Origin of the sequence: Bacillus sp. FSL K6-2841 (genome assembly GCF_037976435.1) — a bacterium.
GTDB lineage: Bacteria > Bacillota > Bacilli > Bacillales > Bacillaceae > Bacillus > Bacillus pumilus.
This window is the reverse complement of the sequence record NZ_CP150266.1, coordinates 798,718-817,226: the sequence shown is the minus strand read 5'-3', so window position 1 is coordinate 817,226 and position 18,509 is coordinate 798,718. Positions and strand designations below refer to the sequence as shown.

Sequence of the window (18,509 nt, the reverse complement as noted above, 5' to 3'; positions counted from 1 at the left end):
TTCATCCACCACCACTAGTTAAGTTCTTGTGAAACATCTTTCTTCTTTTTCAGCTTTGCATACAAAAGGGTTCCGATGAATGGGACGATGAGAACAATGACCATCCCTATCGCAAATGCGCCCCAATATTTCGGGATAATAGAGAAGATTCCTGGAATGCCTCCAACACCAACTGAGCTTGCCAGTACCCCTTGAGATGCGATAAACATACCAGCTAAACCAGAGCTAATGAGTGCGAAAATAAATGGAAACCGGTAGCGCAAGTTGACGCCAAACATCGCTGGCTCGGTAATTCCTAAGTAAGCGGAAATACTTGATGTGAGCGAGAGACCCTTTTGCTTTTCATCTTTCAATACAAACATCATCGCAAGTGCGGCTGATCCTTGTGCAATATTAGACAGTGCGAGCATTGGCCATAGAAACGTGCCATGCAGTTTTGAATTAATTAATTGAATATCAACAGCGAGGAACGTATGATGCATTCCTGTAATGACTAACGCCGCATACAAACCGCCATATAATAGACCGCCTAGTGCTGCGAACTGCTGGAATACAGCGACAAGTCCAGATGTTAACACGTTACCGATTGCAAATGTAATAGGTCCGATGACGATAAAGGATAAAAAGCCAATGACTAATAACGTAATCGGTGCAACCACTAATAGCTGGATGCTTTCAGGTGTCCGTTTTGTGATAAACAATTCGAGCTTCGCTAATAAATACGAGGCAACGAGTATCGGAAGGACCTGTCCTTGATAGCCTACCTTTTGCACTTCAAGTCCAAACAAATTCCAGACAGGAATCTCACCGGACTTTTCAGCCGCTCCATAGCCCCACGCATTTAATAAATCTGGGTGTACGAGCATGAGTCCAAGGACCATCCCTAAAAGCGGATTTCCCCCAAACCGCTTCACGGCTGACCAGCCGATTAATGCGGGCAGGAATGTGAAGGCAGTGCCTGCAATCAAGTTGATCATATTCGCTAAATCTGCCCATGCCGGATACACATCTACAATCGATTTTTGATCAAAGAAAATATCAGGAGCTGTTAAAATATTATTAATCCCCATTAATAAACCGGCGGTGACGATGGCAGGAAGAATCGGAATAAAAATATCCGCAAGCGTTTTCACAGCACGCTGCAATGGATTTAATTTTTGATCAGAGGCACGCTTCACGTCCTCTTTTGTGGCTTCTCCAATCCCTGTCTGTTTCACCATTTCGGCATATACCCGATTGACGACCCCTTGGCCGATCACCACTTGGTATTGACCGTTCGCTGAGAAAGATCCCTTCACTTCTTCTATTTGTTCAAGTGCTTTCTCATCAACCTTTCCTTCATCCTTCAGTACAAAGCGCAGCCTTGTTACACAATGTGTCGCTTGATCAATATTTTCTTTGCCGCCGATGGCTTTCACAATCTGATCTGCTGCTGCCTGGTAATCAGCCATGCTATCCCCTCCGAGATCGTTTTTTATAAGAAAAAAGAACCAAAAAACTTGTATATACATGTTTGAGTCTTATTTTATATTTGTATATACATGTAGTCAACAACAAAATGTAGCGCTTTCATAAAAAAAGCCCTCTCAATGTGCTCAGGAGAGGCTTCGTGTCATCATCTTTTTTTATGCTCCGTTAATTTTTCGTAGACCCTGTTTTTATAAAAGGAGGAGGCTGGACGGGCAAAAGTTTGGCGCTTAGATGTGAGTTCATCCAGTCGTTTTTGTTTTTCTTCACATATGAGAGAAAGCTTTTTTCTTTCCTCTCCGTCTATACTGGAGTGAAGCAGCTCTTTGACGGTCATGAGTTCTTTTTTCAATGCTGTTTCTTCCCCAGCAAAGCCAGCATTTTTCATCATCCGGTAGCCCATTCTTAGTTCTTCAGGCACATGAGCAGCGTCATCTTTAGGCAGAGGTTTGCCAAAGCCAGATAAACCATTAAAAGCCCCGTTATCCATCGCTTTTTTAATCCGTTCTTCTGATAATCTCTGTGCAAAATCCATGGCGTTCTCCTTTCGTCTGAGACGATTTGATTAAGCATAGCAAAAAAGCTGACTCTCTCACAAGAGTCAGCTTCAGCTACACTGAACATAAGACAAAGGGCTAAAATCAAAATCATTTTAGCCCTTTCTCGTTATTTATTGTCGATTTTGAAAGTAGAAACCATCTGTGCTAAGTCCTCTGACATATCAGATAGCTGTTCAATCGCACTTGAAATTTGCTGCATTCCAGCACTTTGCTGTTCTGTTGCTGCCGCTACTTCTTGAGAGCTGGCTGCATGTTCTTCCGATACAACAGAAATTTGCTCAATCGATGTAGAAATCGTTTGATATGCTTGCTCAACTTGTTTAATAGAAGCAAGCAAATTGTTCGTTCTTCTTGAAAACTGAGACACACCGTCGTAAATCAATGCGAAGTTTTGTGACGTGCCTTCCATTTGCTCACGTCCTTCTTCCACTGCTTTACTGCTTTCCTCTACGCTTTCAAGAACGCGCTGACTGTTTTCCTGTGTACCAATGACGAGGTCTGAAACGGTTTTAGCCGCATCCGCTGATTGCTCAGCTAACTTGCGCACCTCATCTGCCACAACAGCAAACCCTTTTCCTTCTTCTCCAACACGTGCCGCTTCAATTGAAGCATTCAGTGCAAGCAGATTCGTTTGGGCTGAAATGTCCGTAATAATCGAGATGACACTTTCAATCTCCGTTGAATGAGATTGTAATTCTTCTGCTGCCTGCTTTGAGTTGGTCATCTTATCATGTAGCATATTCAGATGATCAAGCACATGGTTGACTAATTTTTGACCAGATTCTGATTGTTCTTGTACGTCAGATGAAACAGATTTCATTTCATCAACTTCTTTGGTGACGCCTTCGATTTGAGTATCGATCTCAGCAACGGATGTCGTACAATCCGTAATATTTGCGACAGAATCATTGATTCCTTCACTCATATTCGTCATAGCTTCTGATACTTGCTGCGCACTTTGACTCGATTCGGTCGTCACCGTACGAAGCTGTGAAGACATTTTCGACACTTCACTAGATGAGTTTGAGATTTTCGAAATGAGCTCTTTAATCCGTCCCTGCATCTTTTGGAAGGATGCGGCAAGCTGGCCGATCTCGTCTTTACTTTCAACCTCTACCATACCAGTTAAATCACCGTCAGCAATTCGGTTCGCTGATTCCATCAATGAACGTGCTGGTTTCGCAATTCTTCTTCCCATAAAGAATGAGAAGAGTAAACCACCGATGAGCACAATGGCAGATGCCACTGTAATATAGATCGTCAGCTTCTTCGTTGTTTCAGGCACGACAGATGCATCTAAATCAATCCCTAAAATGCCTGTCAGCTCACCGCCTGAATCCTTTATTGGCAAAAAGACTGATTTATGTGTTCCAAATGAGTCTTTGTAAATATCACTTTTGACCATTTTATCTTCAGAGAGCGCTTGTTTCATCTCATCTGAAAAGACATAATCTTGATCAAAATCATTTTCTTCTCCGGTTAAGATAATTATTCTTTCTTTGCCGCCTTTATTAGAAAGCACATATAAGTTCTCAAGCGTATGATCTTCTTGAAGCTCTGTGAATTTCTTTTTGACCTCCACATAAAGGGGATCATCTTTCCCGCTAACACCAAGGACGTTTCCATCCACATGATCAATCTCTTTCTTCGCTGTATCAATATCTGTTGTTAATCGATAATCAAATTGCTTTAATAACTGGGATGATAAATCCTGACTTACTAGATAAAATGTTAGAACGAATAGTGCAACGGTTGCTAGTAATGTTACGACAACGACTGACATGATTTTAGAGGATATCGTGTATCCTCCAAATTTCCTTTGTTTCGCCATTTTTTCCTACATCTCCACTCTCAGATTTGATTTAAGCATGTACATGTTCAAATTGTCCACAAACAGATGCGATCACATCTTTTAAATAAGATACGATATGTGGGATATGCTCTGGTAACGTATAAGGTGAGATGACAAAAAACTTACTAACACTTAGATAGAATTCTTGTCCTTCTTTTGCATTTACAAGTAAAAACTTCGTTGTATCCCCAAAGAACATTTCGTCTCGTTTCTCTCCAAGCTTTTCAAACAGCATTTTGTTCAATTCATTGTTCCGCTCAATTTCCATTGCCGTCGCTTCGCCTGAAATTTCTTCTTGAAAGCGCGGTGAGCCATCTAGGTAAATTCTAAATAATGTAGCCATTCCGACGTTGTCATCATTCACGACTTCTGCTTGCGGAATTTCTTGACTGAGTGCTTCTCTGAAGGCAAGGTTCACCTCTAAGAATTGACCGAGCAAGCGCTGGTAGCCTTCAATCCCAAACGTTAATAGCACACTCAGCATACTAATTGAGCTTCCCATTCTTGAGCATTCCAGTGTATAACCCGTATGGTATTCGCCGTAGCCTCTATGACCAACGTATGGTGTCTCTTGTTCTTCCAGATCTAAACGCTTTAGGTCTGCTGCGTTTTTCACTAAGAATAAACTAGATGTGTAAGGTGTTTGGCCGAGCTTTTGAAAGTCAAAGCACATCGTGTCAGCAAGAGAAAGATGCTGGAATTTCGCTTTGATTTCTTTTAGCATACGAAGAACACCGTCTGTGAATTGCAGCGGGTTTTCAGCTAGATCATACTCATTAAAGAAAGCAAAGAATCCGCCGAGCGCTGAATCCGCATGAATATGCGGCACCTTTAAACCATACTCCTCAGCAATGGCTTCTGCTGTTTCACGTACCCCTTTTACATCATCAATTGCAATGGCATCTGTTGTTCCGGTTGTTGCGACAATATAAACGGGAATTCCGCCATTTTGTGCAACACGTTCCATTTGACAACGCAAATCTTCCATATCCATCGAATGATCTTTATTCGTCTTAATTCTGATCAAGTTGTCTGTGCCTAGTCCTGTTGCTTCCATTGACTTAAATAAGCTGTAATGTGCCGCATCAGAACAAAACGCATAAAGGTTTTGCGGAACTCCTTTTCGCTGTGACTCCGGCGCAACTTTTGCAATCGCTAAACGCAGTCCTGAGAAAATGGCTCCTTGACCTCCCCATGTTGTATATCCCCCGCTCACACTTGGATCATATCCGATGAGCTTAGACATCATTGAGACCACTCTGACCTCAGCTTCCGCTCCTGCTGGTCCATACACATCCCATAGGTTGTTTCCATTTACCAGCATCGCCGTTAGCATGCCTAGAATTCCTGGTGTACTTGCCATCGGCAAAATGTTCGTGAAGAAATACTTTGTGTGGTAAGGATGGTTATGTAAAAGCTTCAGTAATTCTTCATTCACAAGTTCCGCTTGTTGGCCGTTCACCGGAATTTGACTTGTTTCAGTGAGCTTTTGATAAAAATCCTCCTCGCGATTCTTTTCACCCTTTAGGTGTGCACGGTTCGGATCTTTCAGGTGATCGACCCCTGAAACAATCTGCTCCATCAATTTGATGAGTTCTTTACGCTCTGCTGCATTTCCGTCCTCACTCGGAAACCAGTTCTGAACGAGGTTGTTTGCTCGTACAGTCATATACTATCAATCCTTTCAATGGAAGATTTCCTGTCAAAGTCTATATCGACCCCATTTCAAAAGTTTATAGTCTCGAAATGTTCACTTAAGTATATTTAGATAATTTGTTCATTCATCAAAATAAATAAAACCCTTACAAAACACATCAAAACCATTATGTCGATGAAACAAAAAAATATATTGATATATCTCATAGCAGGAAATTTCATCCATGACTTTCCTCCGTTCTTCTTCTCATTTTTTTTACTTAACCTGCATAAACATTACGAAACACTGGAAATACTCTCTAAATCATCATTGTAGAAACTAAATTAATTCTTTAGACTCGTGCCTTTTTACCTGCTTTATTGATATAGCAACTGGGAAATTGCTGAATTTTCTGTTAATAATAGGATGAATTTCACAAAAAGTTTTTCGAAGAGCGAAAATTTTCGTTTTCTCCCCTTTTATGGCGGGGACGAGCTGCTAGACACTCTTCGCCAGTTATCACTTTTCTATTTGATCATTTCATGTTATATTCTAATGGTTCGTTTTCTTTCGTTCCGCCTCTTCCGTGTATCGGAGAAAAGGAGTGTTTTTATGAAAACATTTATTCAAAAACGAGGCCTCGGCTTCTTTGTTATTGCAGCCATCTTACTTTGGCTCAAAACGTATTCAGCCTATTTAATTGAATTTAAACTTGGTATATCAAATGTGCTTCAGCATATTTTGCTTTTCGTGAATCCTATTAGCTCCAGCTTGTTCTTTCTTGGCTTTGCTTTATTGTTCAAGAAAAAATGGCAGCCTGCCGCTATCATTGTGATTCATTTTTTCATGTCTTTTTTACTATACGCAAACATCGTGTACTATCGATTCTTCAATGACTTTATCACGCTGCCTACCGTGATGCAGGCAGGAACGAATGGCGGACAATTAGGTGATAGTGCATTTTCACTCATGCGTTGGACTGATATGTTTTACTTTATGGATACCATCATTTTGATCGTACTCGCAGTCCGCATGAAAAAGCAGCAAACAAGTACAGCTACTGTACCTGTTCAAAAGTCAAAATCGTTTAGACTCGTCCTTGTGTCCTCTGTTGTCATCTTTGTGATGAATTTAGTCGCTGCAGAGATTGATCGTCCAGAGCTTTTATCAAGATCGTTTGACCGCAATTATTTAGTGAAATATTTAGGTGCTTATAACTTTACTGTGTTTGATGCCATTCAAAATGTGAAATCAAACAGCCAGCGTGCTCTGGCAAATTCAAGTGACGTGACAGATGTAGAGAACTATTTAAAAGCGAACAGCGCTGATCCTAACCCGGCTTATTACGGGAAAGCGAAAGGCATGAACGTGATTACGATTTCTCTTGAATCTCTGCAAAACTTTGTCATTGATTACAAAGTAAACGGAAAAGAAGTGACGCCTTTCCTTAATTCATTGGCACACGACAACAAAACGTTTTACTTTGATAACTTCTTCCATCAAACAGGACAAGGAAAGACGTCTGATGCTGAATTTATGATGGATACTGGGTTATTCCCATTATCACAAGGCTCTGTTTTTATTAACAAAGCGCAAAACACGTATCAAGCCATTCCTGGCATCCTGAAGAAGGATCAGTACACGTCAGCAGAATTCCACGGCAATACGAAAACCTTCTGGAACCGTAATGAAATGTTTAAGTCATTTGGATATGACAGATTTTACGATTCTGAGTACTACGATATGAATGAGCAAGATACGAAGAACTATGGGCTGAAAGACAAACCATTCTTCAAAGAATCTATGCCAATGCTTGAAAACTTAAAGCAGCCGTTTTATTCGAAATTCATTACGTTATCGAACCATTTCCCATTTGGAATGGATGAAGGGGATACCGATTTCGAACCTGGCGACTTCGGAGACTCTGTCGTCGACAACTATTTCCAATCGGCTCATTATTTAGATGAAGCCATCGAACAGTTCTTCAACGACCTGAAAAAATCTGGTCTCTATGACAATACAGTCGTCATTATGTACGGAGACCATTACGGCATTTCTGAAAACCACAATGAAGCGATGGAAAAAGTGACAGGACAAAAAATCGGAGATTATGAAAATGCGCAGCTCATGCGTGTACCGCTCTTTATTCATGTACCAGGAGTAAAAGGCGGACAGATTCATAAATACTCTGGTGAAGTCGATGTCGCACCAACCCTTCTGGACCTGCTTGGCGATGATACGAAGAACTATTTAATGTCTGGTTCTGATATCTTATCGAAAAATTTCAAGGAGCTAGTGCCATTTAGAAATGGTGACTTCGTCTCTAAGGATTACACAAAAGTAGGCAATAACTATTACAGCAACAAAACAGGCGAGAAAATCGAGCCGACTGATAAGGCATCACAAGAAAATGAAACGGTGAAAAAGATGCTTGAGACATCTGATAAGATTGTCACCGAAGATTTACTCCGTTTCTACAAGCCTAAAGGCTTTACACCGATTGACCGCAATCAATATGACTATACAAAGAAAGTACAGGATGAAGAAGATTCCTCTTCCGCCAAAGATGAATCCAGCTCTTCATCAAAATAACTTTCTCATTTTAAGAACCAGCCGATCCCTGATCAGCTGGTTCTTTTCACGTTTGACTGCTATTGCACCGGGTATAGAAAGAAGAAGGAGGGATTTTATCATGAAGAAAACAACCGCTTTTGTTATGACTGCTTCACTCGCTACGTCCGCCCTCATTGGATTCAGTCCTGCAGTCTCAGCACACGCTATGACCAAAACAGCAGTCGAACAATCCGTTCCTCAAGGTCCGAATACCGCTTTAAACAACATTTATGAACTGGCACATAAAGGACAAATGCCGTATTATGCAAAAGGTCTTAAAATTGGTGTTCAAACAAAGAAAGATGTCCATCATAAACTAGGAAATCCATACCCGGAAACAGGTCAAAGCAGCTTTGATTTGTATCATGCTGAAATGGGGAATCCGGGATTTGCTTTTCATTATGATGCAAAAGGCAAAATTGACGAAATCCGTTATTTCGGAACAAATGTAGAAAAAGAAACGAATATCGGCGGAATGACCCCTTCCCTATTAAAGAAACAACTTGGACAAGCGGATTCGGTCAGCACCATCCCACAGACAAAAGAGAAAAAATACGTATATCGTACTGGAGATTATGAGCTGGAATTTATCGTCGGCCATGACCCAGATATAAATCAGCAGAAGCTCACCGTCCTGCATATTAACCTGGTGAAAGCTGATGCCTAAATAAAAAAAGCATCCTGAGCAGAAGCTGAGGATGCTTTTTCTTTATTATGAAGCCACTTCTAAATGCGGCTTTCTTTTCATTTTTCGTTTCAAGACTGGTCCTGCGACATAATCAAGTCCAAATTTGCCAGCATTTCCTTTCGCAGCCATGATGACGATAGCAATGACTAGAAGAAGCGGGTTGACAGAGACGGTACCAGCTAGTAAGAAAGAGACATTCATCATGCTTCCGAAAAAGGCTGCAGTTGTTGTGAATAATCCAACAATTAATCCTAGACCTACTAAAATTTCTCCCCACATGACCATGGCACTGAATAGTCCAGCATTCGGCAAAGCGACATTTTCTAAAAACCATACATAGAACGGATACACGAGATGTCCATCTTTGACAACAGGTTCAGCTATCGCAAATTGTAAATATCCTGATGCATCGAATCCGCCTGTTAGTTTTCCTATACCAGATGTGAGCCAAGTCCAACCGATATAAAGTCTTGCTGCCAAAAGGATAACCGCTGCCCATACATTCGTTTGTAAGAATTTTGTAAACATGATGATGCCTCCCTTTAATTTATGTGAATTTTTTCACATTTTCTTTATGATCTTATTATACTACGTTAAAACTAATTTGTGATCTTTTTCACATATGTATTCACAAATTGTTCATGAATATCTAGTTGAGATAACTTTTTCCTTGCTAAATCCGTCTTAGTCATTTCAGACAAAGAAAAGAGGTTTCATTTTGTATGAAAACATTATTCCATTTTGCTTACTTACAGGCGGTGTCGTGTCTATTCCCCGTCATGATCTTTGCGGCGCTTGCTCTATCAAAGGTGGTGACGATTCCTTATCTACACCGGTATGATTTTATTCTACTGCTTTGCCTTCTTGCTCAAATTCTCATGCTGACGCTTCGGCTGGAGACATTGAATGAATTGAAGGTGATCTGTCTATTTCACCTGATAGGTATTGCCTTAGAAATGTATAAAGTTCATATGGGTTCTTGGTCCTATCCTGAAGAAGCATATTCGAAGGTCTTTGGGGTTCCGCTCTATAGCGGATTTATGTATGCAAGTGTAGCAAGCTATATTTATCAGGCACTGTCCCGGCTTCGTGTGCAGGTTAGCTCATGGCCTCATCCGTTTCTTTCGATCGGGATCAGTTTGTGTATTTATCTCAATTTTTTTACACATCATTGGTTCTATGACCTGAGATGGTGGCTGACATTACTGCTTGTTGTCGTATTTCGAAAAACGTCCGTCTCGTTTCAGGTTGGTTCTTCTACTTTTCGAATGCCACTTGTCGTCTCATACTTGCTGATTGGTTTCTTTATTTGGATTGCCGAAAATGTCACCACCTTTTTAGGGGCATGGCAGTATCCAAATCAACAGCATGCTTGGTCTCTCGTCCATCTTGGGAAAATCAGTTCTTGGTTTTTACTTGTTGTCATCAGTATTGTGCTCGTCATCGAACAGCGCAAATAAAAAAACGTTCAGCCCATTTGACCTGGCTGAACGCTTTTTTTAATCCCCATCGACTTCCTTGCGAAGATCATCTGCGACAAATTCTACATTCGTTCCAATGATGATTTGTACGGAGTTTTTTCCTGAAGTCAGTACCCCTTTGGCACCTGCTTTTTTCAATGTGCCTTCATTTAATAAATGGGTATCTTCTACTGTTAGACGCAGACGAGTGGCACAATGATCAATCGTAGTGATATTGTCTTTGCCGCCAAGTCCCTCTAGAAGAATACTTGCCCCTTCTGTCTTCGTATCATCGGCTGCAACATCTTCAATCTCATCATCTTCCCTGCCCGGTGTTTTAAGCTTTAACAGTTTAATGAGGAAATAGAAAACAACAAAGTACAGAATGCCATAAAGCACCCCAACGCCAAGCAGCATGAGTGGCTTTTGTGCAATGCCAAAACTTAAAACATAATCAATCGCTCCTGCTGAAAAAGCAAAGCCGCTATGAATCCCGAGAATGTTCACAATAAAGAGCGAAAGACCCGTTAGTACAGCATGGACACCATATAAGAGTGGAGATAAAAACATAAATGAAAATTCAATTGGTTCAGTGATCCCTGTAATAAATGACGTCAGCGCCATCCCAATCATCAAACCAGCCGTTGCCTTTCGCTTTTCAGGCTTTGCGGTCACAATCATGGCTAGACATGCTGCTGGCAGACCGAACATCATCACTGGGAAGAAACCCGTCATAAAGACACCCGCGCTTGGATCTCCTTTAAAGAATCGTGCTAAATCCCCTGTTGCTCCGCTGAATTCCCCGAATTGAAACCAAAATAAGTTATTCAGCACATGATGAAGCCCTAATGGAATGAGCAAACGGTTAAAGAATCCAAATAGCCCTGCACCCGTTGCACCAAGACTTAAAATCCATTCTCCTAAACCATTGATCCCGCTTTGAATCGGAGGCCATACAAATCCGAAAACGGCTGCTAATAAAATAGTGAAAAGTGCAGTCATAATCGGCACAAGCCGTCTTCCGCTAAAGAAACCTAAGTATTCTGGCAGCTTCGTATCCTTGAAGCGATTGTACACATAACCTGCCAATAGCCCGCATAAAATACCACCCAATACCCCCATATTGTTCGTTGAATTAATCGATGTTGTACCAGCTGATAAAATAAAATAAGAGATCGCACCTGATAATGCCGCTGCCCCGTTACCATCCTTTGCGATGCCGATCGCTATCCCCATTGCAAAAATTAAAGCCAAGTTTGCAAAAATGGCATTTCCAGCCGCGTGAATAAACGGGATATCGAATACATCCTCCCGCCCAATAGCCAAAATAATCCCTGCTGCTGGAAGTACAGCGATTGGAAGCATAAAAGATTTGCCTAGCTTTTGAAAAAACTGAAACACCATCTGCCTTCTCCCCCTTTGTCATCATCATGACCTAATCGTATCGTTCATGATGCTCATAAAAAATATATCATATGCACATCTAGTTATCTATACCAATTTGTCCACATTCGTTTGAATTCCGCTCTTTACTCTTTTTGCGTAAAATGTGGTAAGCTATTGAATAGAATGAAGTTATAGAAAGCGGGAATGAACAGTGATTGTCAAACATGATCATGAGTTAGAAGCCTTAAAAAAAGTCGGCCGAATTGTCGCTTTGGCAAGAGAAGAAATGAAAAGCCAAGCGAAACCAGGCATGTCTACAAAAGAACTAGATTTAATTGGGAAAAAAATATTAGAGGAACATGGGGCCAATTCAGCGCCTGAAAAGGAATATGACTTCCCTGGGACGACTTGTATCAGCGTGAACGATGAAGTTGCTCACGGTATTCCAAGTGAAAAAACCATTTTACAAGAGGGTGACCTCATTAATATTGATATCTCAGCAGAGCTGGACGGCTATTATTCCGATACCGGTATTTCATTCGTATTAGGTACAGGTGATGCTCGCCTTGAGGCATTATGCCAGTGTGCAGAGGATGCATTCCTTGAAGGCTTAAAGCATGCAAAAGCCGGCAAGAGACAAAACCAAATTGGCCGTGCAGTCTACAATACAGCAAAAGAACAAGGATTTACTGTCATTAAAAACCTGACAGGACATGGCATTGGGAAAAGTCTACACGAGGCACCTAACCATATTTTGAACTATTATGATCCATTCGATAATGCTTTGTTTAAGAATGGCACTGTGATCGCCTTTGAACCTTTTATTTCAACAAATGCTGAATCGATTTATCAGGCTGATGACGGCTGGACCTTTAAAACACCAGATAAAAGCCTAGTCGCACAGATTGAACATACCATTGTGATTACAAAAGACGAACCGATTATATTAACGAAGCTGTAAGCAAGCTGCCCCCTTCTTCATTGGAAGGGGTTTTTCATTTCCCTTTCACGAATCTGTCACGACTAAACAAAAATGCCTGTGGTAAAATAGGCAAAGATATGCGAAAGGGGTCTTATTTGATATGTGGTTCATCATCATCGGCGTTATCTTTTTGATTGAAAGTATTATCTTAACGGTTGTAGGTATTAAGAAAAAACAATCCATGATGACTTACCTTGGTATTGTCATCATGATTATGACGGTCGGCATGATCATCGTTACCCTCAACCCGCCAAATTCATAAATGTTTATTTCCAGCATATACATGGATCATAGGAAGATAGAATCAGTTTTCATTTATTCATACCTGCACACTTTTCACGTCCTTTTTTGAGATGTTACAATGCAGGCAGTTTCAATTGAAAGGAGTTTTCTATCATGCATTATGGTAGCAAAGGCTGGTATGTCGAAGAATTAAAGAAGCTTGGTGTGACCAAGCATGAAGGAAGAAAGCTTCAAAGCTTAAAAACATATTTCCTTGCAAATCTTCTTGAGCAAAAGAAACCTAGCTCATAAGCGCTGAAAAGCCGTACATCTTAAGCTGATGTTCGGCTTTTTTTAAATGGGCTGAATTCGTTTTTCTAAAGACTTCCTCACGACATCTGCTAAGGCATCTACTTCAAGAACGGCTTTCAGCCTCTCTGGACTTGTTTGACGATATTTGACCTCGTTCACTTCATGGACTGTAATGTGATGAGGTGCTTTTTCTACTAATACAAGAGAAGCATCAGCTGGCACTAAGCCCTCCTTCAGCACCCGTAAATAAAAACCGGTATACCCTGTTTGCTGCACTTCCTTTACAAGCTTCATGTTGCCATGCTTAAAAGATAGTTTCACACACGGCTGTCTAGGCTGACTCACTTCAACAAGTGCTTCTCCAAGCTGAAATACATCGCCAATCCGCACTTTTGTTTCCACTAGTTGATGCACGGTCACATTCTCACCGAAGGCAGCTTCCTGTAACGGAACCCCTAAGAACTGCTCAAAATAAGCATAATGATCGTATGGAAAGACGCAGACGGCTTTATCATATCCTCCATGATGAACCAAATCACCTTGACCATCTCCCTCAAAATTGACCTTATTCAAATAGACAGGCTCATGTATTCGCTTTTTGTTGATGGCTGTTTTGATTTCTTTTCCGTTTGCATAGGTCGTGATGGGCTGTCCCACTTGGATTCCAGCTATGTCGTATTTCTTCTGTCCCACGATCACCATCTCCTTTGATTGTCTCATCGCTATTATTTTACATCGTTAGACAATGAAATCATAGTCGATGCGTGAAGATCAATTACATGCTATGGTACGATGAGAAAAAAGGAGAGATGACATTGATTCATTATCATGCCATTGTTACAGGACGGGTGCAGGGAGTCGGCTTTCGCTATTTTGTACAAGGAGAAGCCGTCAATCGTGGGATAAAAGGCTGGGTACGCAACACAGATGAAGGGCATGTCGAGTTAAAGGTAGAGGGTGAGCAGCAGGAAGTGCTTGATTTCTTAAAGACTGTCCGGAAAGGAAGCCCTTTTTCTAAGGTCACAGATATGCAGATGGAGCCGCTCACTGAATTAGCTGATTATCAGGATTTTCGTATCAAGGGATGAAGTTTTCATAAAAAAACCTAGCTTTCGCTAGGCTTTTTCTGTTCCATGATAGGGCTTCTCCTGATAAAAATAATTCGGCTTCACAATGGTATTGTCGTAGTGCTTGTGGAAGATGTGGGTAGCAGCTGGTGAGACCGGTGGAATCAGCCAAGTCCAGTCCCCAGTCAGCTTACGGTCAGCCTTTTCTTCCTGCTTTTCGAACTGCTTGAATTGATGTGCTGCTGTATGGTGATCAACAATGGTCACCCCTGCTTCCCTGTAAGAATGAAGAACCGCCACATTCAACTCCACAATGGCTTTGTCCTTCCAAAGCGACGCATTCTTAGTCGTGTCCAGTCCTAAAATCGAAGCGACTTTTTTCAGCATATTGTAGCGATTTTCATCGGCTAAGTTACGTGCGCCAATCTCTGTGCCCATATACCAGCCATTAAACGGCGCTGCATTGTAATGAATACCGCCAATCTCCAATTTCATATCAGCAATAATCGGAACGGCGTACCATTTCAGTCCTAAATCACGAAATCCTTCATATTCCGGATGGGTGATCTCGACTTCTTGAACGATTTCCTTCGGAAGCTCATACAGAACTGGCGGTTGATCCTTTAGCTGAAACATGAGAGGCAGGATATCAAAATGCGTACCTTCCCCTTTCCAGCCATGGGCTTCACACAATTTTGTTAATTCAAGAGAAGCCTCGTCGCCGATGATGCCGTACTCTGTCTCATAGCCTGCATAACGAACGAGCTGATGATTGTAAATGATGACTTCCTTTTGCGAATCATTTTCTGGAGGAAAGATCGTAATAGATGGTTTGATTTTCCCATCATTTGTCGCATACTCAATATGATGAAAGAGTGCCTCTTTCACCTCTTCTTCTGTCTTCACATGACGGCAGTCGTGAACATGCAGGGTGGACCAAAATAAACGGCCAATACAGCGGTTGCTGTTGCGCCATGCCATTTTCGCCCCGTGCGCCAATTCCTCTTGTGTGTGAGTATACGTCCCTTTAGAGTCAATTTCTTGTTTTATTTCATGCAGCCTTGCTGCTTTCTCTTCATTTGTCTTGCCTAATTCTTCATAGCATACAGAAATAAAAGCTTCTGCTTCATTCCACAACGCTTCTTGATTATTCAAACATACTCGCCTCACTTTAATACGAATATATCCATTGTAGCGGTTTCTATTTATAAATTCACTAGTTTCAAACCATTTTTTATCATATCATCCGACCATTGTCCTTAGAGCGTGGATGAATTAATCCGTTTAAGGGTTTGCTCGAGCCAGCGGACATAGCCTTTTTCCCTTTCAATTGCCCTTGTCAGCACTAAATAATGCCCAAATTGCGCTGAATGAAGCGATTCAGCACCAGGATCATCCTCTATTAACGCGTGCAGCTTCTGCTTTAGTATGTCTACTTTCTTCGTGCGCTCTAGCAGTTGATGTGTAAACAGGTCGGCCGCTTCTTTTTTGTCCATGGAGGAGATGAAAAATGTTTTGAGCATGAATTCATCCTTTGTTGTTTCTGGGATCGGGTCTTTTGTCCTTAACCACTGATGCAATGCTGCTTGCCCTGCCTCTGTGATTTGATAGACCTTCTTCTCCAGCTTCTTTCCTTGTATACGAACATCAAATTCAATAAACCCTTCTTCTGTGAGCCGTTTCAGCTCAGGGTAAATTTGGCTATGTTTCGCACTCCAAAACTGTCCAAGGGAATCCTTAAAATGCTTAGTAATATCGTATCCAGTCAGCTCACACTGATCTAGTAAGCCAAGAATGGCATATTTCAAAACTCTCATGATGTGCCTCCAACGCTTATTCTTTGACAATAGTATACCATAGACTTTAAAATAAACATGTAAATCACGACATGTTTGAAACAACATCATTCTAATGAAAGAAGGAATAAACATGGATCAATTCGTTGGACTTCATATGATTTATACGTATGAAAATGGCTGGGAATATGAGATTTACATTAAAAACGATCACACCATTGATTACCGCATTCATAGCGGAATGGTTGGAGGCCGCTGGGTCCGTGATCAAGAAGTGAACATTGTGAAACTGACAAAAGGCGTTTACAAAGTTTCTTGGACAGAACCAACTGGGACAGACGTCTCTCTGAACTTTATGCCTGAAGAAAAACGCATGCATGGCGTCATCTTCTTCCCAAAATGGGTGCATGAACGTCCAGATATCACCGTTTGCTATCAAAATGACTACATCGATCTCATGAAAGAATCTCGTGAAAAGTACGAAACATATCCGAAATATGTTGTTCCAGAATTTGCGGACATTACGTATATTCATCATGCAGGTGTAAATGACGAAACCATTATCGCAGAAGCACCATATGAAGGTTTGACTGATAAAATAAGAGCAGGACGAAAATAAAAAGCAGCACGCACTGTGCCGCTTCTAAATTGTAGACAAAGGGCTAAATTGATGTTGATTTTAGCCCTTTGTCTTTTTTTCAGCGTGATAGAAAATCTTTGCAGTATAGGACACGTTGAGAGCTAAAATCATTTTAGCTCTTTTTTATTTAATACCTAACGTCCTGTTAGATAGCAAGAACCGGTACACTGGCAGTTCATCGCCTACTTTTGAAGCAATCAATCCAGATGACATGTAGCTGTCTTTTGATTCTGGCTCAAGGGCAAGTGACAACAAATTCGTTTGCGGCTGCGCCGTTACATATACCTTTGTCCCTTTTGGCAGCTGACGTTTCTTTTGGAAGAGTTCTGTTTCAAGCTGAATATCTGTTTGACTCTTTTCGTCTCGTTTTGTTACTTGATAGGCTTGTACCGGTACTTTTACACTGGCAGGTAATGTGACACTTTTTAACCCTAAGGTCTGCAGTTTCCGTTCTACCCCTTCATGCCCAGGTAAAACAAGATAGGCTGTCGGTCGCTCTCTCGACATGACAGGAACAGCGTCGCTCGCACTGTGAAAGCGTACAGGGACATTGATGGTCTGTCCTTTTTCAATATCTACCATTTCAAGCGAATCTTCCACCGGCGCTTTGAAATCATCTTGAATGACCACTTGATCGTCATCATTCGATTGGAGACCTTTTTTCACCAGCTTCAAACGCTCCGTCACCATTTGCTGCTTCACCTGCTTTGCATGTTTCACCGTTGTTTCAATGATTTTTTCATGAGTGGTGACTTGTGCTGCGACGCGGCGGGTAAAGTCTTCTCTTCCAATTCCAATCCCTCTGCTTTCTACAAGAAAGGATAGTGCTGGCGAGAGCGCCAAGGCATTTCGGCCAATTCGTGCATCCGTTCCGCCTTCATAGAGATCGATCTTTCCATCCTTTCCTCTTGTGCTTGTATAATATAAATCATTTGAAAATCCTTGATTTGTCAGCGTTTCACGGACGCCGCTCACGTATAATTCATTTGACGTGAGCCGGATGCTTTCTGGAATATTCAAGTTCTTCCCTGATAAGATCAATAAATCGTGATATTTGAGTGCACCCGCTGAGCCGATATCCTCAAACTGCTTTTGTCCTACATCGTATTCGTGGGCATCAATGACCACTTCTGGTGCATATCGATTAAATTCTTGATGCAAGGCTGTCAGCTCTGGAGATTCTAATGTCATATGATCACGGTTCCCATCCATTCCGTTTGCAAGCCTGCGGTCAAACGCATAAGAACCATCAGGGTTGATTCTTGGGACAATAATGACGTTGACATGGCTGAGTATACGCTCTCCTTCATCACCTGCTAATCGTTTTGCGATGACGAGAGCCGATTCACCGGACGCCGGTTCATTTCCGTGTATTTGTGCTTGAAGCCAGATCGTTGGCTTTTTTGAAAGTGGAGAAATATGACGATCCTTTGTAAAGTAGAGGGCTGGAATGGACCGTCCTTCAATAGATGTTCCAATCTGTTTCTGGGAAGCATAAGGACTTTTGCGGACAATGTCACGTAAGAATTGTTGAAGCTCTTCTTGTGTGGTGAAGGCTTCTCCTTTTTTCTGAAATGCGGGGGTATCGAACGTCTCGTCAGGCTCAGGGTATAGCTTCTTCACTGGGGCTGGCTGTTCATAATTTTTTCCATAATAAGGGGTATCTGCATGAGCTGAAGCTGGGCTCACCATCGACAAACTTCCTGCTATGAGACATATAGCAGCAAAAAGAATCGTGCCTTTTCGTTTGGACATGCTATCCTCTCCCTTCGTTGATTTGCATTATAAAGAAAAAAACAGTAAAAGTGTCAGTATTTTTCAAAAATAT

At 41.4% G+C, this 18,509-nt stretch carries 18 protein-coding genes; 8 read left to right on the top strand and 10 right to left on the bottom strand.

Annotation, left to right across the window (positions count from 1 at the left end; all coding sequences use genetic code 11):
* Nucleotides 1-14: 14 nt before the first annotated feature.
* The 4 genes from treP to MHH68_RS03865 all read right to left on the bottom strand — a co-directional run bounded on the left by treP (nt 15) and on the right by MHH68_RS03865 (nt 5,548).
* Nucleotides 15-1,451 carry a PTS system trehalose-specific EIIBC component gene (gene treP, locus MHH68_RS03880; RefSeq protein WP_003213824.1) on the bottom strand — a complete coding sequence of 479 codons (1,437 nt, stop codon included), beginning with the start codon at nt 1,449-1,451 and terminating at the stop codon, nt 15-17.
* 164 nt (nt 1,452-1,615) lie between these two features.
* Nucleotides 1,616-2,002, bottom strand: a complete 387-nt coding sequence (locus tag MHH68_RS03875) for a DUF1992 domain-containing protein (RefSeq protein WP_339165226.1) — start codon at nt 2,000-2,002, stop codon at nt 1,616-1,618.
* Between the two features lie 131 nt (nt 2,003-2,133).
* Nucleotides 2,134-3,858, bottom strand: coding sequence for a methyl-accepting chemotaxis protein (locus MHH68_RS03870; protein ID WP_339165224.1), 1,725 nt, complete (start codon nt 3,856-3,858; stop codon nt 2,134-2,136).
* A gap of 31 nt (nt 3,859-3,889) precedes the next feature.
* On the bottom strand, nt 3,890-5,548 hold the full coding sequence (locus MHH68_RS03865) for a pyridoxal-dependent decarboxylase (RefSeq protein ID WP_339165222.1): 1,659 nt from the start codon (nt 5,546-5,548) through the stop codon (nt 3,890-3,892).
* Nucleotides 5,549-6,127: 579 nt separating this feature from the next.
* Between MHH68_RS03865 and MHH68_RS03860 the strand changes: the two genes are divergently transcribed.
* Nucleotides 6,128-8,107 carry an LTA synthase family protein gene (locus MHH68_RS03860; RefSeq protein WP_339165221.1) on the top strand — a complete coding sequence of 660 codons (1,980 nt, stop codon included), beginning with the start codon at nt 6,128-6,130 and terminating at the stop codon, nt 8,105-8,107.
* Nucleotides 8,108-8,207: 100 nt separating this feature from the next.
* Complete coding sequence (locus MHH68_RS03855; RefSeq protein ID WP_061407094.1) at nt 8,208-8,795, top strand: YjgB family protein; 588 nt, start codon at nt 8,208-8,210, stop codon at nt 8,793-8,795.
* A gap of 45 nt (nt 8,796-8,840) precedes the next feature.
* On the opposite strand, the gene MHH68_RS03850 is transcribed toward MHH68_RS03855, so the two are convergent.
* Nucleotides 8,841-9,344, bottom strand: a complete 504-nt coding sequence (locus MHH68_RS03850; protein ID WP_061407092.1) for a DoxX family protein — start codon at nt 9,342-9,344, stop codon at nt 8,841-8,843.
* A 194-nt stretch (nt 9,345-9,538) separates the two neighbouring features.
* On the opposite strand from MHH68_RS03850, the gene MHH68_RS03845 reads away from it, so the two are divergent.
* Entirely contained in the window at nt 9,539-10,276 is a 738-nt protein-coding gene (locus tag MHH68_RS03845; protein ID WP_339165219.1) for a DUF817 domain-containing protein, read from the top strand.
* Between the two features lie 39 nt (nt 10,277-10,315).
* On the opposite strand, the gene nagE is transcribed toward MHH68_RS03845, so the two are convergent.
* The gene (nagE, locus tag MHH68_RS03840) at nt 10,316-11,680 is read right to left on the bottom strand and encodes an N-acetylglucosamine-specific PTS transporter subunit IIBC (RefSeq protein ID WP_339165217.1); all 1,365 of its coding nucleotides are present in this window, start codon (nt 11,678-11,680) and stop codon (nt 10,316-10,318) included.
* 193 nt (nt 11,681-11,873) lie between these two features.
* Here nagE and map point away from each other — a divergent pair, with 193 nt between their 5' ends.
* From map to MHH68_RS03825, 3 genes are all read left to right on the top strand, one after another.
* Nucleotides 11,874-12,623 (top strand): type I methionyl aminopeptidase, encoded by a 750-nt coding sequence (gene map, locus MHH68_RS03835; protein ID WP_008341769.1) that lies wholly within the window; start codon nt 11,874-11,876, stop codon nt 12,621-12,623.
* A gap of 121 nt (nt 12,624-12,744) precedes the next feature.
* Nucleotides 12,745-12,906, top strand: a complete 162-nt coding sequence (locus tag MHH68_RS03830; RefSeq protein WP_003214360.1) for a hypothetical protein — start codon at nt 12,745-12,747, stop codon at nt 12,904-12,906.
* A 134-nt stretch (nt 12,907-13,040) separates the two neighbouring features.
* Entirely contained in the window at nt 13,041-13,178 is a 138-nt protein-coding gene (locus MHH68_RS03825; protein ID WP_003214303.1) for a YflJ family protein, read from the top strand.
* 42 nt (nt 13,179-13,220) lie between these two features.
* Here MHH68_RS03825 and MHH68_RS03820 read toward each other — a convergent pair whose 3' ends face one another.
* Nucleotides 13,221-13,871, bottom strand: a complete 651-nt coding sequence (locus tag MHH68_RS03820) for an MOSC domain-containing protein (RefSeq protein ID WP_169057324.1) — start codon at nt 13,869-13,871, stop codon at nt 13,221-13,223.
* Nucleotides 13,872-13,993: 122 nt separating this feature from the next.
* Here MHH68_RS03820 and MHH68_RS03815 point away from each other — a divergent pair, with 122 nt between their 5' ends.
* The gene (locus MHH68_RS03815) at nt 13,994-14,266 is read left to right on the top strand and encodes an acylphosphatase (RefSeq protein ID WP_339165215.1); all 273 of its coding nucleotides are present in this window, start codon (nt 13,994-13,996) and stop codon (nt 14,264-14,266) included.
* Nucleotides 14,267-14,293: 27 nt separating this feature from the next.
* On the opposite strand, the gene MHH68_RS03810 is transcribed toward MHH68_RS03815, so the two are convergent.
* Both MHH68_RS03810 and MHH68_RS03805 read right to left on the bottom strand, forming a co-directional pair.
* Nucleotides 14,294-15,400 carry a nitric oxide synthase oxygenase gene (locus tag MHH68_RS03810; protein ID WP_169057322.1) on the bottom strand — a complete coding sequence of 369 codons (1,107 nt, stop codon included), beginning with the start codon at nt 15,398-15,400 and terminating at the stop codon, nt 14,294-14,296.
* Between the two features lie 104 nt (nt 15,401-15,504).
* Nucleotides 15,505-16,062 carry a PadR family transcriptional regulator gene (locus MHH68_RS03805; protein ID WP_339165213.1) on the bottom strand — a complete coding sequence of 186 codons (558 nt, stop codon included), beginning with the start codon at nt 16,060-16,062 and terminating at the stop codon, nt 15,505-15,507.
* Between the two features lie 112 nt (nt 16,063-16,174).
* On the opposite strand from MHH68_RS03805, the gene MHH68_RS03800 reads away from it, so the two are divergent.
* The gene (locus tag MHH68_RS03800) at nt 16,175-16,660 is read left to right on the top strand and encodes a phenolic acid decarboxylase (RefSeq protein WP_339165211.1); all 486 of its coding nucleotides are present in this window, start codon (nt 16,175-16,177) and stop codon (nt 16,658-16,660) included.
* Between the two features lie 144 nt (nt 16,661-16,804).
* Here MHH68_RS03800 and MHH68_RS03795 read toward each other — a convergent pair whose 3' ends face one another.
* Nucleotides 16,805-18,436 (bottom strand): M14 family metallocarboxypeptidase, encoded by a 1,632-nt coding sequence (locus MHH68_RS03795; RefSeq protein ID WP_339165209.1) that lies wholly within the window; start codon nt 18,434-18,436, stop codon nt 16,805-16,807.
* Nucleotides 18,437-18,509: the final 73 nt, after the last annotated feature.

Excerpts from the sequence above, each read along its gene's own strand:
- MHH68_RS03830 (WP_003214360.1), top strand. The coding sequence starts at position 12,745 with ATGTGGTTCATCATCATCGGCGTTATCTTTTTGATTGAAAGTATTATC.
- MHH68_RS03805 (WP_339165213.1), bottom strand. The coding sequence starts at position 16,062 with ATGAGAGTTTTGAAATATGCCATTCTTGGCTTACTAGATCAGTGTGAG.
- MHH68_RS03795 (WP_339165209.1), bottom strand. The coding sequence starts at position 18,436 with ATGTCCAAACGAAAAGGCACGATTCTTTTTGCTGCTATATGTCTCATA.
- MHH68_RS03860 (WP_339165221.1), top strand. The coding sequence starts at position 6,128 with ATGAAAACATTTATTCAAAAACGAGGCCTCGGCTTCTTTGTTATTGCA.
- MHH68_RS03850 (WP_061407092.1), bottom strand. The coding sequence starts at position 9,344 with ATGTTTACAAAATTCTTACAAACGAATGTATGGGCAGCGGTTATCCTT.
- MHH68_RS03875 (WP_339165226.1), bottom strand. The coding sequence starts at position 2,002 with ATGGATTTTGCACAGAGATTATCAGAAGAACGGATTAAAAAAGCGATG.
- MHH68_RS03865 (WP_339165222.1), bottom strand. The coding sequence starts at position 5,548 with ATGACTGTACGAGCAAACAACCTCGTTCAGAACTGGTTTCCGAGTGAG.
- MHH68_RS03870 (WP_339165224.1), bottom strand. The coding sequence starts at position 3,858 with ATGGCGAAACAAAGGAAATTTGGAGGATACACGATATCCTCTAAAATC.
- MHH68_RS03825 (WP_003214303.1), top strand. The coding sequence starts at position 13,041 with ATGCATTATGGTAGCAAAGGCTGGTATGTCGAAGAATTAAAGAAGCTT.
- MHH68_RS03855 (WP_061407094.1), top strand. The coding sequence starts at position 8,208 with ATGAAGAAAACAACCGCTTTTGTTATGACTGCTTCACTCGCTACGTCC.
- MHH68_RS03800 (WP_339165211.1), top strand. The coding sequence starts at position 16,175 with ATGGATCAATTCGTTGGACTTCATATGATTTATACGTATGAAAATGGC.
- MHH68_RS03845 (WP_339165219.1), top strand. The coding sequence starts at position 9,539 with ATGAAAACATTATTCCATTTTGCTTACTTACAGGCGGTGTCGTGTCTA.
- treP (WP_003213824.1), bottom strand. The coding sequence starts at position 1,451 with ATGGCTGATTACCAGGCAGCAGCAGATCAGATTGTGAAAGCCATCGGC.
- nagE (WP_339165217.1), bottom strand. The coding sequence starts at position 11,680 with ATGGTGTTTCAGTTTTTTCAAAAGCTAGGCAAATCTTTTATGCTTCCA.